This window comes from Diaphorobacter aerolatus (assembly GCF_014489535.1).
Taxonomy (GTDB): domain Bacteria; phylum Pseudomonadota; class Gammaproteobacteria; order Burkholderiales; family Burkholderiaceae_C; genus Diaphorobacter_A; species Diaphorobacter_A aerolatus.
In genome coordinates, this window is sequence record NZ_CP060783.1 from 3,693,409 (window position 1) to 3,708,826 (window position 15,418).

At 63.4% G+C, this 15,418-nt stretch carries 12 protein-coding genes and 1 pseudogene; 7 read left to right on the plus strand and 6 right to left on the minus strand.

Annotated features, from left to right (window positions below; translation table 11 throughout):
• Positions 1-101 precede the first annotated feature (101 nt).
• Positions 102-1,046 carry a LysR family transcriptional regulator gene (locus H9K75_RS17185; protein WP_187723539.1) on the plus strand — a complete coding sequence of 315 codons (945 nt, stop codon included), beginning with the start codon at positions 102-104 and terminating at the stop codon, positions 1,044-1,046.
• 47 nt (positions 1,047-1,093) lie between these two features.
• On the opposite strand, the gene panC is transcribed toward H9K75_RS17185, so the two are convergent.
• Entirely contained in the window at positions 1,094-1,945 is an 852-nt protein-coding gene (gene panC / locus H9K75_RS17190) for a pantoate--beta-alanine ligase (protein ID WP_187723540.1), read from the minus strand.
• 126 nt (positions 1,946-2,071) lie between these two features.
• Positions 2,072-2,968 carry a 3-methyl-2-oxobutanoate hydroxymethyltransferase gene (gene panB, locus H9K75_RS17195; RefSeq protein WP_187723541.1) on the minus strand — a complete coding sequence of 299 codons (897 nt, stop codon included), beginning with the start codon at positions 2,966-2,968 and terminating at the stop codon, positions 2,072-2,074.
• A 95-nt stretch (positions 2,969-3,063) separates the two neighbouring features.
• Between panB and H9K75_RS17200 the strand changes: the two genes are divergently transcribed.
• Complete coding sequence (locus tag H9K75_RS17200) at positions 3,064-4,860, plus strand: chorismate-binding protein (RefSeq protein WP_187723542.1); 1,797 nt, start codon at positions 3,064-3,066, stop codon at positions 4,858-4,860.
• A gap of 200 nt (positions 4,861-5,060) precedes the next feature.
• Positions 5,061-6,119 carry a porin gene (locus H9K75_RS17205; protein WP_187723543.1) on the plus strand — a complete coding sequence of 353 codons (1,059 nt, stop codon included), beginning with the start codon at positions 5,061-5,063 and terminating at the stop codon, positions 6,117-6,119.
• Positions 6,120-6,305: 186 nt separating this feature from the next.
• Here H9K75_RS17205 and H9K75_RS17210 read toward each other — a convergent pair whose 3' ends face one another.
• The 3 genes and pseudogenes from H9K75_RS17210 to H9K75_RS17220 form a co-directional block, all read right to left on the minus strand.
• The gene (locus H9K75_RS17210; protein ID WP_187723544.1) at positions 6,306-6,665 is read right to left on the minus strand and encodes a 5-carboxymethyl-2-hydroxymuconate Delta-isomerase; all 360 of its coding nucleotides are present in this window, start codon (positions 6,663-6,665) and stop codon (positions 6,306-6,308) included.
• A gap of 50 nt (positions 6,666-6,715) precedes the next feature.
• Positions 6,716-7,530 (minus strand): annotated as a pseudogene (locus H9K75_RS17215) (segregation and condensation protein A).
• A gap of 83 nt (positions 7,531-7,613) precedes the next feature.
• Positions 7,614-7,817 carry a DUF3460 family protein gene (locus H9K75_RS17220; RefSeq protein WP_187723545.1) on the minus strand — a complete coding sequence of 68 codons (204 nt, stop codon included), beginning with the start codon at positions 7,815-7,817 and terminating at the stop codon, positions 7,614-7,616.
• 235 nt (positions 7,818-8,052) lie between these two features.
• Here H9K75_RS17220 and H9K75_RS17225 point away from each other — a divergent pair, with 235 nt between their 5' ends.
• The 3 genes from H9K75_RS17225 (at position 8,053) to H9K75_RS17235 (ending at position 12,098) form a co-directional block, all read left to right on the plus strand.
• Positions 8,053-10,686, plus strand: coding sequence for a metallophosphoesterase family protein (locus H9K75_RS17225; protein ID WP_187723546.1), 2,634 nt, complete (start codon positions 8,053-8,055; stop codon positions 10,684-10,686).
• Positions 10,680-11,222: a choice-of-anchor U domain-containing protein gene (locus H9K75_RS17230; protein ID WP_187723547.1), complete on the plus strand. Its 543-nt coding sequence runs from the start codon at positions 10,680-10,682 to the stop codon at positions 11,220-11,222. The genes H9K75_RS17225 and H9K75_RS17230 overlap by 7 nt, the downstream gene beginning before the upstream one ends.
• Positions 11,223-11,294: 72 nt before the next feature.
• The gene (locus H9K75_RS17235) at positions 11,295-12,098 is read left to right on the plus strand and encodes a DeoR/GlpR family DNA-binding transcription regulator (protein ID WP_187723548.1); all 804 of its coding nucleotides are present in this window, start codon (positions 11,295-11,297) and stop codon (positions 12,096-12,098) included.
• Here the strand turns inward: H9K75_RS17235 and prpR are convergent.
• Positions 12,085-14,049: a propionate catabolism operon regulatory protein PrpR gene (gene prpR / locus H9K75_RS17240; protein ID WP_187723549.1), complete on the minus strand. Its 1,965-nt coding sequence runs from the start codon at positions 14,047-14,049 to the stop codon at positions 12,085-12,087. The two genes, H9K75_RS17235 and prpR, sit on opposite strands and share 14 nt — an antisense overlap.
• A gap of 161 nt (positions 14,050-14,210) precedes the next feature.
• On the opposite strand from prpR, the gene H9K75_RS17245 reads away from it, so the two are divergent.
• On the plus strand, positions 14,211-15,407 hold the full coding sequence (locus tag H9K75_RS17245) for a CaiB/BaiF CoA transferase family protein (protein WP_187723550.1): 1,197 nt from the start codon (positions 14,211-14,213) through the stop codon (positions 15,405-15,407).
• The last annotated feature ends 11 nt before the right edge of the window (positions 15,408-15,418 follow it).

Here is a 15,418-nt window from a genome sequence, read left to right on the forward strand (position 1 = left end):
TAGGTGAATGGATGAATGCGTTCGATGATCGTCCATCAAGGATATTTAGTCGAATACTTTGATTTCAAGAATTCATTCATTTCTGATATGGTTTGTCCACCATGGCAAAACCACCCGTCAGCACTGCCCACGCCCCATTGACCGATGCTGAGCCGCGCATCGGTCATCGCCACATCGAGGTCTTTCGCGCGGTCATGCTCGCGGGCGGTGTGACCGGTGCCGCGCGCCTGCTCTACACGTCGCAGCCCACCATCAGTCGCGAACTTGCGCGACTCGAATCCCTGCTGGGCTATGCGTTGTTCGACCGCGTGCAGGGCCGCCTGCGCGCCACCGCCAAGGCGCTGTCGTTGTGGGACGAGGTGCAGCGAAGCTGGCAGGGGCTGGATCATGTGATCGAGCACGCGCTGGCGCTTGCGCAACCGAATCATTCGCTGATCAGCGTGCTCAGCATGCCCGCGCTCAGCCACGCGCTGCTGCCCGGCGCTCTGGCACGCCTGCATGCCGCGCACGGACCGCTCGCACTCAGCGTGGCAACGCAGGACGGCCCCTTGCTGCTCGAATGGATGTCGGCCCAGCGGTTTGATATCGGACTGACCGAACAGGCCGACGCGCCCCCGGGCACGCGCGCCATCGCGCTACCCGCGCTGGACGAGGTGGCCGTGCTGCCTGCGGCACATCCGCTCGCGCGCAAGCGGCGTTTGAAAGCATCGGACTTTGCGGGACTGTCCTTCATCAGCCTCGCGCGCGAGGACCAGTACCGTCAGCGCATCGATGCCGAGTTCGCGCGCGCGGGAGTCGAGCGGCAGCTTTTGCTGGAGGCCCACAGCGCCATCGCCATCTGCGCGATGGTGCAGCACGGCCTTGGCGTTGCCATCGTGAATCCGCTCACCGCGCGTGCATGCGAGGGCGAGCATCTCGTGGTGCGGCCACTCGCGTTTGCGATTGCGTTTCAGGTGCAGGCGCTGTTGCCGCTTCACCGCCCGGCGGTGGCTGGCGTGGACTGGTTGCTCGACGCGCTGGCGCAGGAAGTCGCGGCATCGGGTTGAGCGGCTGGCGTCCAGGGCCTGTACACGCATCTCAAAGATCCCGAAATTCAAAACTCGAGGTTGTCGATCAAGCGCGTGTTGCCAAGTCGCGCCGCGCCGAGCGCCACCAGTGGCGTGTCGGCCGCCACGTATGCGTCGGCGGGCGCGAGCAGATCGCTGCGATTGCGCACGGTGAGGTAGTCCGGCGCCCAGCCCTTGGCGCGCAGGTCCTGCATCGCCTGCGCTTCCAGCGCGGCCAGCGGCGTGTCGCCACGGCGCGCCGCCTCGGCCAGCGCCTTCAGGGCTTGCGACAGGCCCATCGCCTGTTCGCGCTCCGTCGCGCTCAGATAACCGTTGCGCGAACTCAGCGCGAGTCCGTCCGCCGCGCGTGTCGTGCTGCCCGCGATGATTTCGATGGGCATGGCGAACTGTTGCACCATGCGGCGGATCACCATGAGCTGCTGGTAGTCCTTCATGCCGAACACCGCAGCGCCACCGCCGGTGGTGGCGAACACGCTGGAGAACAGTTTCATCACGACGGTGCACACCCCCGTGAAAAAGCCGGGGCGGAACTCGCCCTCCAGCATGTCGGCGAGCAGGGGGTCGGGCAGGATCTTGAACACCTGCGGCTCGGGGTACAGATCCTTCTCGCGCGGCGCAAACAATACGTCGCATCCGGCCCATTCGAGCTTGGCGCAGTCTGCATCCCAGGTGCGCGGATAGCTGTCGAAGTCTTCGTGCGGCAAGAACTGCAGCCGGTTCACGAAGATGCTCGCCACGGTCACGTCGCCGTGCTGTCCGGCAAGGCGCATCAGCGACAGATGTCCGTCATGCAGATTGCCCATCGTCGGCACAAATGCAGGCTTGCCGCGCTGGGCGAGCGCGGCGCGGAGTTCGGGGATCGAGTGGGTGATTTGCATGGCGGTGGAGGGTTGAACAGCGGTTCGACGGCCGGAGTCTACTGAATTGACGGGGCATGCGGGTGCAGTTTCTGCGAACGAGGGGCCGTTTGCACTCACCGGCCGCATCACGGCCGTAGGGATCGCTTACCACGCATGGGCTTGATCATCGGGGAACACCCCGGATTTCACCGCCCGGACATAGGCCTCGAACGCGCCGCGAACCGAGCCCGCATCCTCCATGAAATTGCGCACGAATCTGGCGTTCTTGCCGAGGTTCACACCGAGCATGTCGTGCATGACGAGCACCTGTCCCGCCGTGCCACTGCCCGCGCCGATGCCGATGGTGTGGCAGGTGGCAAGCGCCTGCGTGAGTTCGCGCGCCAGTTGTGCGGGCACCATCTCGAGCACCAGCATCGATGCGCCCGCATCCTGCAACTCGGCAGCCTGGCGGCGCAGCGTGGCAGCGGCTACGTCGTCGCGACCCTGCACGCGGTAGCCGCCGAGCGCATGCACGGTTTGCGGCGTGAGGCCGAGATGGGCGCACACCGGCACGCCGCGCTCGACGAGGAATTGCACCGTGGCTGCGGTCCAGCCGCCGCCTTCGAGTTTGACCATGTGCGCACCGGCCTGCATCAGGCGGCTGGCGCTGCGCAGGGCCTGCTCCCGGTTTTCGGCATAGCTGCCATAGGGCAGATCGCTGATCAGCCAGGCCGTGCCCTGCGCGCGATGCAGTCCGCGCGCCACGCATTCGGTGTGATAGGCCATGGCGTCGAGCGACACGCCCACCGTGCTGTGCAAGCCCTGGCAGACCATGCCGAGCGAGTCGCCGACCAGAATGCATTCGACCCCGGCGGCATCGGCCACCGCCGCGTATGTGGCGTCGTAGGCGGTGAGCATGGTGATCTTCTCGCCCGCTTCGCGCATCTGCGCGAGACGCGGCAGGCTGATCGGTTTGCGCTGCGGCATCGGGGATGCAGGCGGAATCGTTCCGTAAGGGGTGCCGCCAGCATTCGCGGGGTTGGAAGGTGTTGCTGCGTTCATGGAAGTAGCCTCCTTGCGTGGTCGAATTGGAGGCGAGTCTATAAGAGACCTCGCTACCGCGCCAATTGGAATGCTCATGGAATAATTTGCGCCCCATGCCTGCCACAGAGATTGACTTCCCCGATCCGCACGACGCGAGCGCGCCGCGCCTGCAAGTTCGTTTCGACGGCGAGCCGCTGCGTGTCTGGCAGGCCCATCGTCCCGATGAGGTGCACGCCGTGCTGCAGGCGGTCGAGGACGCGGCTCGGGCCGGGCGCTGGTGTGTCGGCGGACTCGCCTACGAGGCTGCGGTGGCGTTTGACCCGGCCTTTTGCACACACGCTCCCGAAGCAGGATTGCCGCTTGCCTGGTTTGCCGAATATGCGGCCCCGCTGGACGGCGCTTGCGCTGTGCGGCGCGGCACCGGCGATGCGGAGCCTGCGCACATCCACTGGCATGCCGGTGCCCACGACGAGCAGGCGCGCGGCGCTTTCGAGCACGCGTTGGCACGCATTCATGCGGCGATTGCTGCCGGCGAGTGTTATCAGATCAACTACACCGCGCCGCTGCATGGCCGCTTGTTCGGGTCGCGAGAGACCTTGTTCGAGGCCCTGAAATCCGCGCAACCCGATGGCTATGTGGCGAGCATGAGCTGGGATGGCGAGCAGATTCTGAGCCTCTCGCCCGAGCTGTTCTTCGATTGGGACGGCGATGCGCTGCTCACCCGCCCGATGAAGGGCACGGCCCCGCGCGGCGCATCCCCCGAGGAAGACAGTGCGCGCGCCGACCATCTGCGCACGTCGCCGAAGGAGCGCGCGGAAAACGTGATGATCGTCGATCTGCTGCGCAACGACGTCTCGCGCATCGCCATGCCGCACAGCGTGAAAGTGCCGCGCCTTTTTCACGTCCAGGCCCTGCCTACCGTGTGGCAGATGACCTCGGACGTGGTGGCGCGCACGCGTGAACACACGCGGTTGGTGGACGTGTTTGCGGCGCTGTTTCCGTGCGGCTCGGTCACCGGTGCGCCCAAGGTGCAGGCAATGCGCCTGATCGCAGAGCTTGAGGGCAGGGCGCGCGGCGTGTACTGCGGGGCTCTCGGGGTAGTACGGCCGGGACGCACGCAAGGCAGTCTGCGCGCCACCTTCAACGTGCCGATTCGCACGCTCGCGTTGCGCGGTGCACAGGTGCGCTGCGGCATCGGCAGCGGCATCACTTCGAGCGCCAATGCCGCCGACGAGTGGCAGGAGTGGCGGCACAAGCGCGCGTTCATCGAGCGCGCACTTGTGTCTCCGTTGCAGTTGCTAGAAACACTGGCGCTTCACGATGGGCAATTCAGGAATCTCGACCGGCACCTTGCTCGCATGCGGGCGTCAGCCGCGCATTTTGAGATCGACTGGCCCGAGCGCCATATCGCGCAAACGTTGAACACCGTGCGCGGCGAGCATGCCGAAGGCGAATGGCGGGTGCGGCTGCTGCTCGGCGAGGAGGATGGTGTCTTCAGTGCGCAGACCTTTGCTTTCGGCGCCACAACGCAGCCCGTGGCGCTCGCCCTCGCGCGCCGCGCATTCATGGCCGCGCACAGCGATTTCGTGCGCCACAAGACCACGCGCCGCAGCCACTATGCGGCGTTTGAACCTGCGGCAGGCAGCGGGCTTTTCGACGTGATCCTGTGGAATGAAGCCGGCGAGATCACCGAGTGCACGCGAGGCAACATCGCCATGCAACTCGACGAGGACGGAAGCTGGATCACGCCGCCTCTCGCGTGTGGATTGCTGCCGGGCGTGGGGCGCGCCATCGCCCTGGAGTCGGGCCGCGTGCGTGAACAGGCGCTGCACGTGCGCGACATCGGCAAGGTTCGCGCGTGGGCATTCGTCAACAGTCTGCGCGGCTGGCTGGACGCGCGGGTGAGTTGAACAAGGACGCGAGAGACGTACATAACGCACGCGCGTCATAGCACTTCAAAATGTCGCTTTACCCAATCCGCCATGACAAACAGGGTTGCGGGGTGAATGACAGCAATTTGTCACAGATAGTCACTCAAATTGACCTGTCCCGATTTCGGGCGGGCCGGTTGCATGACCGGCCGACGTCATTCAACCAACTTCTGAACAGCATGAAAAAGACATTCCTTGCCATCGCCGCATTGCTCGCGACGGCGGGTGCATCGGCACAATCGACTTCCTCCGTGACGCTTTTTGGCGTGGCAGACGTTTCCATTGCCCATCTCAAGAGCGACACCAACAAGCTCACGGGCATGTCGAGCGGCGGTCTCTCCAGCAGCCGTCTCGGCTTTCGCGGCATCGAAGACCTGGGCGGCGGCCTCAAGGCCGGGTTCTGGTTCGAGGGCGGCATTCCCGTGGACAACGGCGGCAGCGGCTTCAAGTTTGATCGCCGCTCCACGGTCAGCCTGATGGGCGGCTTCGGCGAAGTGCGCCTTGGCCGCGACAAGACGCCTGCCTACCTCAACATCGAGACCTTCGACCCGTTCGGCGACGTGGGCGTGGGTGCGGTCAGCGGCTCCAATCTGATCGGCGGCAGCAGCGTGGCCGTGGGCACGCCGGAGGGCAGCGGCCACAAGCGTGTGAGTAACAGCGTCAACTACATTCTTCCGAAGATGGGCGGATTCTTCGGTCAGGTGCAATACGGTTTTGGCGAGAAGCCGGACGGCATTGCCAATGATCGCCTCGCCAGTTCGGCTGCCCTGCGTCTGGGCTACGCCAACGGTCCGCTGAACGTGGCGGCGGCCTACGGCGTGACGCGCGGCGGCACCGATGCCAGGGGCGTTGACTACAAGGCCTGGAACCTTGGCGCGTCGTACAACTTCGGCATGGTCAAGCCCATGGCGCAATTCGCTACAGAGCGCGGCAATCATCTGCGCGTGGACATGTACCTGGTCGGTGCGACGGTGCCGCTCGGCGCGGGCGAACTGCGCGCTGCCTACTCGCAGATCAGCACCAAGCACGCGAGCGACGCCGACACGCAGCGCTTTGCCATCGGTTATGGCTACAACCTTTCCAAGCGCACGCAACTGTACGCGGCCATCGCCCACATCAAGAACGACGATAAGGCCAAGCGCGGCTTCGGCGTGTCGTCGTCGTCGCTGGTCAACCCGACCGTGGCCAATGGCGACAGCGCCACGGGTTACGAATTTGGCGTGCGCCACAGTTTCTGAGGTGAGGGCAACCGTTCGCTGTTGCTTTAAAATGAGCCCAAGACCCTGCGTCTGATCCGTCCTGGTGGGGAGAGCGAGCAGGCGACAAGGTCTTGTATTCAAACGGAAAAGGCCGCTGTGCACGCTGTTTTCACGACAGCGGCCAGCGGCCTTTGCATATCGAATGCGGTTTGAATCGCCGACTCTTCAGAGCCGCTCTTTCACATAGCTCGCGCGATCCATGTCCAGAATCTCCACGCTGAGCTGGACCAGCATGCCGGCCGGGTGAGGCGTGTGCTTGCGCAGCACGACTGCGATGCGCTCGGCGAGATCCTTCTTCGTTTCGGGCGAGCGCCCTGCCAGCAGGCGCAATTGGGCGTGCACGAAGCCACGGTTCGCGGGCTGGTTGCCGATCTCGAAATGGGCGATGCGGTTGGTGCGGCTCTTCACATCGGCCTCGTCCTTGATTTCGGGACTCTTGCACAGCGCGGCATTCACGTCCTTGAGGATCTGGGCCTCGGGAAAATCGGTGAGGTTGGCGCTGAAATCGATGACGAGGTGCGGCATGGGGAAGTGTCTCTCTTGATGGAAGATGGGAATGGCGTAGCAACAACGCGTCAGACCGGCGTATACGCCAATCGCACGTAGATCGGCGCGAACGCCTCAGCCTGCGTGATCTCGATGAGCGTTTCCTTGGCCAGTTCGAGTAACGCGATGAAGGTCACGACCAGCACGGTGCTGCCTTTTTCGGGTTGGAACAATTCTTCGAATTCGACGAAACGGCGACCCTGCAGGGTCTTGAGCACATTGCTCATGTACTCGCGCACCGAGAGTTCCTCGCGCGTGATCTTGTGGTGTTGCACGAGTTTGGCGCGCTTCAGGATGTCGCGCCAGGCATCCTGCAGATCGACCAGTTCCACGTCGGGAAAGCGTGGCTGCAGGCTTTGTTCGATGTAGACCTGCGCGCGCAGAAAATCGCGTCCATATTGCGGCACCGCACCAAGGCGCTGGCTTGCGAGCTTCATTTGCTCGTATTCGAGCAGGCGGCGCACCAGCTCGGCGCGCGGGTCTTCGGGCTCGGCGTCGCCCTCCTGCTTCTTGGGCGGCAGCAGCATGCGCGACTTGATCTCGATGAGCATCGCCGCCATCAGCAGGTATTCGGCAGCGAGCTCGAGATTGCGGCTGCGGATTTCATCCACATAGCTCAGGTACTGCTGCGTCACCTTGAGCATCGGAATGTCGAGAATGTTGAAGTTCTGCTTGCGGATCAGATAGAGCAGCAGATCGAGCGGGCCTTCAAACGCCTCAAGAAAAATTTCGAGCGCGTCGGGCGGAATGTACAGATCCTGGGTAGTGCGAACAGCGGCTCGCCATAAAGCCGCGCGAGCGCCACCTGATCGACCACGTCGGGCAGCCCGCTGGCGCCCGGCAACCGCTCGGGCGCATCGTCATCGGCGACGGAGGGATCGTTGTCGGCCACGGATTGCGCTCAGGCGATCAGGCGCAAACGGCGCATCAGGAGTTGGTCTGATAGACGTAAGGCTTCTGCGCCACGCGGCCTTCGCGATATTCCTTCTGCACTTCGCGGTCGATCTGCTTGTCCCACAACAGCGAGCGGCCATATTGCTGCTGCGCATCAAGCTCGGGCTTTTGTTCCTTGAGCTTGTTGATGAACTGCGTGGTGTCGGACTGGTAGTCGGGGCGGCGAAAGAAGGACATGGCTCTTTGGATCAGATGGATGATCGACCCACAAGGTGAGGCGAAAGGGGATAGCGGGCCATTTTAGCCGGTGTGCGGATTCCGCCAAGTACCTTCGGCAGCGCATGGGGCGGCTGGTGATGCGGCGTGTACTCCGCTGCATGTCATTGTATTTTCATGTATTTTGGTAATTATTTGCATTATTGGCAAAACTATCAATTTACCCACTGAAACTGCCGCCAGGCAAGAGGATGCAATGAAACCGAATTGGCGATTACTTTGGGCTGCGGGAGCATTGGCCGCCAGCGGCCTGTCCCAGGCTCAGACCATGCTGCTGGAGCAGAACTTCGACGCGTCGGTAACGAGCGCGACGATTGGCGATGTCCCGCCCACCGGCTGGACGCTTGGGACTTTCCACGCAGATGGTTCACCGGGCGATGTCTCGGTGACGCAGGGCGAGGCGACGTGGCTCGGCTGGAAATTTCTGACGCCGGCCACGTGGGCCGCCCTCAAGAAGGCCGATGCCAGCACCAGGCGAGGTGATTTCAAGCGGGGCACGGGTGGCATTGCGCTGATCGAGTCGGATGGCCTGCGAGCGGCCAAGCCGTACAGCGCGTCCCTGACCAGCCCTCTTTTTGCGGTGACCGGGCTGAAGAACTACGCACTCACGTTCGACAGCCACTACCGTCAGGGCCAAGCTCCGCAGACCGCGGACGTGACCGTCACCTTCGACAAGGGCAGTCCATTCGTTCACACCTTGTCGGCCGACGCACTCAATCAACAGGTAGTGCTGAAATTTGCGGCGCCGCAGGGCGCTGGATCGGCGCGGGTGAGCTGGAACTACCGCACTACCAGCAACAACTGGTATTGGGCGCTCGACAATGTGAAACTGCATGGCGACGACGCCGAATTGCCAGCGCCTTTCGAGACGTCCTCGTTGCCCACAACCAGCGAAAAACCACGGCTCACGGTCGGGCCGACCTTGCAGAATCCTGGGCCCGACCACATGGCAGTGATGATCGAGACCAGCGAACCGTCACCGACCGTATGGCTGCGCAAGGCTGGCAGTTCCGAGCCCTTCACGATCGTGAAGGCGGTCAATGCCGAAGGCGACTTTCGCGATGCAAACATTTTCTTCGGCGATCTGAAGGGGCTTGCGTCGAACACGCTTTATGATTACGCGTTGGTGACCGGCACCAGCACGGCTCCCAAGCTCGCCGGTCCCTTCCAGTTTAAGACCTGGCCGCGCGAAACCGACAAGGTCACGAGCGCCAGATTCGCCGTGGTGTCGGACACGCAGGACGGCAAGCTCAACCGTTTCCGGAACATTGTTCAGGGCCTCGTCGCCAATGACTGCGAGGGCAAACCGGCCCAATGTGCGCAAACGCTTGCGGGCTTCGTCGTACCGGGTGATCTGGTGAACAGCGGCAGTTCCCGCACGCACTGGGCCGCGCATTTCTTCACGCCACTCAGCGCCATTTCCGCTTATGTGCCACTGCTGCCTGCGATGGGCAATCACGAATACTTTGGCGAACAGGCGAGTGAAGGCGCCGACAAAGGCTGGGCCCGAACCTATCGCAAATATTTCAACCGCTTGCCCGCCAACGGCTCCGCATCACACCCACTGCACTGGTACCACGTCGACTACCTCGGCCTGCGCATTGTCGGCAGTGATTTCAATCCCGCATCTGCCATGCACAACACCGGTGGCTGGACGGGCTACGACCAGGGTCGTGGACTGTTTCGTGCCGACTACATGAAGGAGCACCTGGACTGGTTCACCCAACTGATGCAGTCCACACGCAGCGAGAAGAAGCCCTATGTCTTGCTGCTCAATCACCATCCCTGCCTGAGCGAAAAGTGGCGGCAGGGCGAGGTGATCGGAGCGTGTGACTTCATCGCGCAACTCGAAGACTATGGCCGCAGCACCGGCGCGATCACGGCCAACGTGAACGGCCATGTGCACTTCTACGAACGCGGCAATTCGATGAACAGTCGGCATCTGTGGTTGAACGTGGCATCGGGCGCTGGCGATCTTGAGGGCGCGAAGCAGGAAGACGATTCCGATCTTGACGTTTTTGCCAACACCAAACTCTCCTTCGGCTACGGTACGCTGCAGGTGGGCTTCGGCGGCGCGGTTCCGTCCCTGGAGTGGAAGCGCTACGACCTGGCCCGCGACGGCGCGAGCATGAGCGCGACGGCGGACGATTCCATCCGGGTGACCAGCGAGCGATTTGCCGCGACACCCAAGCTGGCGCAGGCGAGACTCGGAAAGATCGATCCGGCCACGCTCCAGTTGGGCTACGTGATCGATGGCTCACCCACGATCTACGAGGCTCAATGGCAACTCTCGAAGGCCGCGAAGTTCGACGACGTGCACCCGGTCTATGACGTGTGGGGTAACGACACTCGGCGGGAGAACTGGACGTATCTGAGCGGCGTGCGCGTCAACACGCAAGACGGTGCGGACCTCTCTGTGCTGCAGCTCGGCAACATGCTGGCCCGTCCCAAACGGGTGTATCCCAATGTCGGCGCCAATACCCGGCGCGCCAAGGTTATGAGCGCCATCGTGGCGGGTGGCGACAGCCTGCTCGACCGCTATCACTGCGCCTATAAATGGGACGAGTTCGGTGACGTGGGCGACCTGCGTCAGGGCGGGCGTCAGTGTTTTGCACGCCTGGTGCAACCGAACGGCGAGAAGGGATCGGCCTGGGATCCATTCAACGGCAAGCCCGCGCAAACGCTGGGCTTGGGTAACGACGAACGCTGGTACTGGCGCGTGCGTGTCCGCGATGAACACCTGAACTGGTCGGACTGGAGCGAAGCGGGTCTTTCGAGATTGGCAATCCCGAACCCGAGGTTGTCCCGAATCCCAAACCATCGGTGCTGATCGACACGCAGGTGAATGCACCCGCGCCGGGACTGCCCGCCATCGGACTTCATGTGGAATCGCTCGCGAAATGCCAGCGGGCCACTTCCCACGGTGGTGTCGTTCCGGCAGATATTCTGCCAAAGGGTTGGAGCGCGGCGAGCGGGCTGATTGCGTTCAGCTTGCTCGACTGCGACAGTCCTGGATTCAAGGCGGATATCGCTCTGACATTACCCACACCATTGCCTGCTGGCAGCAAGTTGATGAAGATTTCTCGCGGAACCGATGGCAAAACGCGCGTATCGGAAATCGCCACGGCCACGATCACTGGCAACGTGGTGCGCTACAGCGTGACCGATGGCGGTGAGCTTGATGAAGACGGCCAGGTGAACGCGTCAATGGTGGACCCGGTGGTGTTGGCACGGCCTGCAAGCGTCGATCCCACGGTGCCAGATGTGCAGTCCGTGCCGGTCAACAATCCGCTCGTGCTGTCGCTTGCGGCCTTGTTGATGGCGGTTTGCGCTGCGGCGATTCCAAACCGTCGCCGCAGGCGATGAATCCCGGGGCGGTCTTCGCATATGCTTGGAACCGCCTCGAGTTTTATGACCTGAAAGACAACACCACTTTCCATGTTGCAAGAAGACCGGTTCGCGCGCATCCAGTTTCTGCTCTCTTCCCTTGACAGGGTGCGTACGGAGCAGCTCATTCAGGACATGCAGGTGTCGCGCGAAACCGTGCGCCTCGATCTGCTGGCGCTGGAATCGCTTGGGCTGGTGCGGCGCGTGCATGGCGGCGTCGCCCGGGTGGCGCCGCAGGAGCCGCCGTTCGTGCAGCGTCAGCAGCAACGTGTGAGCGAAAAGCGCGCCATTGCGAGGGCGGCGCTCAAGCGTCTCCAACTAGGTCAGATGGTTTTCGTGGATGCGGGAACGACCACGGCCATTCTGGCGCAGGAACTGTGTCTGCTGAGCAATCTGGTGGTCGTCACGAATTCGATCACCGTTGCACTCACGCTGGCTTCCTCGCAGGCCAGTGCGAAGAGCGCCATCGGTGCAGCGAATGGCGGCGTCCACGGAGTCCGCGTGATCCTGCTCGGTGGCGATGTCCATTCCGAGACTCAGAGTACCTACGGTGAGGTGACGCTGAACGAAATCCGCAAGTACCGCGCCGATGTCGCACTGCTCTCACCCGTGGGCATCAGCGCTGCCGAAGGCGTGACTTTCTACAGCCCGCACGAGGCCAGCATCGCCGCCGCGATGATCGGGCAATCGGCATCGCTTCAGATTCTGGCCGACTACAGCAAGATCGGCGCGTGCGGCCGACATGTGGTCGCGACTGCGGCGCAGACCGATATCTTGTTGACCAATGCTCACGCCGCCAACGAAGCGGCGCTGGAGGGCTTGCGCGCGGCGGGCGTGGAGGTCATCGCGGTTTAGGGCCTGTTCGCATGCCCATGGCGTTCGCGACGAGTGGTTCATCGGGCGGCGACTGCAACCAGCGCCAGAGCGTCGATCGGCTCACGCCCAGTTTTTTTGCGGCAAGGCCGGGGCGGCCGCCGCTGGATTCCATGGCTTCGCGGATGCGTTGCGCCAGCGGGGTGTCGCGGGCGTCGTCTTCGTGCTCGCCAAACAGTTCCGGGCAGTCGCTGCGCAGGCCGTCGAAGCGAATGTCCTCGACGCGCGCGAATGGCAGCAGGAACACCGCGATGCGCTCGGCGATGTTTTCGAGTTCCCGCACATTGCCGGGCCAGTCGTGCGCGGCGATGCGGTCCATGATGCTGGCGAGTGCCGGTTCTGCGGGCAGGCTTGAGCCAAGCCGCGCAAGACACCGCGTGACCAGCGGCGTGATGATGGCGGGAATGTCCTCGGGCCGCTCGCGCAGCGCGGGCAATGCGAGGCGCAGGGTGTTGAGTCGGTAATACAGGTCTTGCCGAAAGCGCTGCTCTTGGATCAGCGTGGCCAGCGGCTGATGGGTGGCGGCGATCACGCGCACGTCGATGGGGATCGGTGCCGTGGCACCGAGGCGCATGATCTCGCGCTCCTGCAGAACCCGCAACAACCGGGTTTGCAGCGGCAAGGGCATGTCGCCGATTTCGTCGAGAAACAGCGTGCCGGTATGTGCCGCCTCGATCAGGCCCGGCTTGCCGCCGCGCCGCGAGCCGGTGAATGCGCCTTCCTCGTAACCGAAGAGTTCGCTTTCGAGCAGCGTCTCGGGGAACGATGCGCAATTGACCGCGACGAATGGCTTGCCGGTGCGCGCGCTGGCGTTGTGCATGGCCTGCGCGAAAAGCTCCTTGCCGGTGCCGCTCTCGCCGGTGATCAGCACGTTCAGATCGGTGGGCGCGAAGCGGCGTGCGCTCGACTTTGCCTGTTCGAGCGCGGCGCTCGTGCCGACCAGGCTTTCAAACGTATGGCGCGCAGCATGCTGCTGCCTGCGCTGCAATATCCGCAGGCTGGTGTCGGCCGCCTGGATCGTGCGCGCGTCGTTGAGGGTGAGCGCTGCGCCCACGATGCTGCCTTGCTCGACCATCGGTGTGCGGTGTGCGACCCAGTCGCGCTGCGCAAAGCGGATCGCGACGGCGCGGTCGATCTGGCCGCTCTTGAGCGTCGCCCGCAGCGAGAATTCGGGGGCCAGATCGGATAGCACCCGGCCATCCAGCCTGACGCCCGGACCGGCCAGCAATTGCTGCATCGCCGGATTGGCGGTGATGATGCGCTCCTGTTGATCGACCGCCACCACGGCCTCCTGCAGGTTGTGCAGCACGCTGTGCAGTTGCTCATAGCGGCTGGCCTCGAGCCGCGCCACGCGCGCCAGTTCGAGCGCATCGTCAAAGCCCTTGCGCACGCTGTCCAGCGAATAGGCGAGCAGGCCGTGCAGGCCCGCCTGTTGCGCCAGATCGACCACGAGGCTCGAACCGACGATGACCTCGAAGCCCTCGCGGCGCAATGCATCGAAGCGCTGGCGTGCATCTTCGGGCGTGCGATAGGCGTGCTGGCTGATCTCGATGTTGAGCAGCTCCTTGACGGCTTCCAGCTCGGGGATCGTGTGCCCGTACATCACCACACCCACGCGCGGCGCGATGCGGCGCGCGCGGATCAGCGCCTGAAACAGATCGAAGCCGCTGAGCTGGATGGTCGCGACCGGCAATTGCAGGCCCGCTCGCAGGATGCTCGCGTTCGAGCCCGCGCTCACGAACACATCGACCTCGTCATGGTCGATGCGGCTTTGCGCGACGGAGAGCGCCTGGCCGAAGGTGCCATCGACCACGTCGATACGCGCGCGGTCGGCGTATTCGGCGATCACCGGCATGGCGAATTCGCGAATCTGGCGATAGCTCACAAAACACAGTCGTGGCAGGCGCGTGGGCGTGGCTGGGACGGAGGGCATTTTGTCTCGTTTGAAACGTTGATTGTTTCAAAAGTGTTGCATGAAACGTGAATCCTTGGCGAGTCGATGGTTTGTTTCAAGCAAATCAACCACTTGCGGCGCAACGGCACGCTGGCACGGCTTGTGCAACCTCATTCGTAAACGATTTTCGGAGAGATCAATTGGCACTCGAACACATCACGGTTCTGGATTTGACGCACATGCTCTCGGGGCCCTACGGCACCATGCTGCTTGCCGATCTCGGGGCCAGAACCATCAAGGTCGAGCCGCCCGAAACGGGTGAGGGCACACGTCGCCTGCTCGAGCACGATCCCGACTATTCGCGTGACGGCATGGGTGCCTATTTCCTCACGCTCAATCGCAACAAGCAAAGCGTCTGCGTCGATCTCAAGAGCGAGGCCGGACGCGCCGTGTTTCTCGATCTCGTGAAGCGCGCCGACGTGGTGTTCGACAACTTCAGCGTCGGCGTCACGCAGCGCCTGGGCATCGATTTCGAATCGCTCTCCAAGGTGAATCCGCGCATCATCACCTGCTCGGTCAGCGGCTTCGGGCAGACAGGGCCTGCAACGCAGCGCCCGGCGTTCGATCAGGTGGTGCAGGGCATGGGTGGCGGGATGTCGATCACGGGAACGCCGGAGACCGGTCCCACACGCAGCGGCATTCCCATCGGCGATCTCGGTGGCGGCATCTTCGGCGCGCTCGGCGTGCTGGCTGCGCTCGCCCAGCGCGAGCGCACGGGTGTCGGCCAGCATGTGGACGTGTCCATGCTCGACGTGCAGATCTCCCTGCTCAACTATATGGCGACGATGCACCTGATGTCCGGCATCGTGCCCGAGGGCATAGGCAACGGCCACTTCGTGCACGTGCCCTACAACAGCTATCCGACCTCGGACGGCCACATCATCATCGCCTGTATCGGAGATCCGTTCTTCGTGCGTTTCGTGGACTGCATCGGCATCGACGAGTTGCGTGATCCCGAATATCGCAAGCAACCCGTGCGCTATGCAGCCAAGGCGGAAATTGACGCACTGGTCAGCGCCAAGCTGCGCGAGCACAGCACCGCGCACTGGCTCAAGCTGTTGAGCGATGCGCGCATTCCGTGCGGCCCGGTGAACAACTTCGCGCAGGCACTCAGCGATCCACAGGTTCTGGCCCGCGACATGGTGGCCGAGGTCGCGCTACCGAGTGGCGAGCGGCTGCGCATGCCGGGCAATCCCGTCAAGCTCTCGGGCGCCCAGCCTGCCGAGTTCACTGCGCCCCCTAGGCTCGGTGCGCAGACCGAGGCGGTGCTTGGCGCGGAACTGGGCTACTCGCCGGAGCGCATCGGGGAACTCCGTGCGGCCGGCGCCATTGGTTGATTGAGGAGCGA

What these genes read in the sequence shown, in the direction of transcription:
- H9K75_RS17185 (WP_187723539.1), top strand. Translation starts at nt 102, where the DNA reads ATGGCAAAACCACCCGTCAGCACTGCCCACGCCCCATTGACCGATGCT.
- panC (WP_187723540.1), bottom strand. Translation starts at nt 1,945, where the DNA reads ATGCAAATCACCCACTCGATCCCCGAACTCCGCGCCGCGCTCGCCCAG.
- panB (WP_187723541.1), bottom strand. Translation starts at nt 2,968, where the DNA reads ATGAACGCAGCAACACCTTCCAACCCCGCGAATGCTGGCGGCACCCCT.
- H9K75_RS17200 (WP_187723542.1), top strand. Translation starts at nt 3,064, where the DNA reads ATGCCTGCCACAGAGATTGACTTCCCCGATCCGCACGACGCGAGCGCG.
- H9K75_RS17205 (WP_187723543.1), top strand. Translation starts at nt 5,061, where the DNA reads ATGAAAAAGACATTCCTTGCCATCGCCGCATTGCTCGCGACGGCGGGT.
- H9K75_RS17210 (WP_187723544.1), bottom strand. Translation starts at nt 6,665, where the DNA reads ATGCCGCACCTCGTCATCGATTTCAGCGCCAACCTCACCGATTTTCCC.
- H9K75_RS17220 (WP_187723545.1), bottom strand. Translation starts at nt 7,817, where the DNA reads ATGTCCTTCTTTCGCCGCCCCGACTACCAGTCCGACACCACGCAGTTC.
- H9K75_RS17225 (WP_187723546.1), top strand. Translation starts at nt 8,053, where the DNA reads ATGAAACCGAATTGGCGATTACTTTGGGCTGCGGGAGCATTGGCCGCC.
- H9K75_RS17235 (WP_187723548.1), top strand. Translation starts at nt 11,295, where the DNA reads ATGTTGCAAGAAGACCGGTTCGCGCGCATCCAGTTTCTGCTCTCTTCC.
- prpR (WP_187723549.1), bottom strand. Translation starts at nt 14,049, where the DNA reads ATGCCCTCCGTCCCAGCCACGCCCACGCGCCTGCCACGACTGTGTTTT.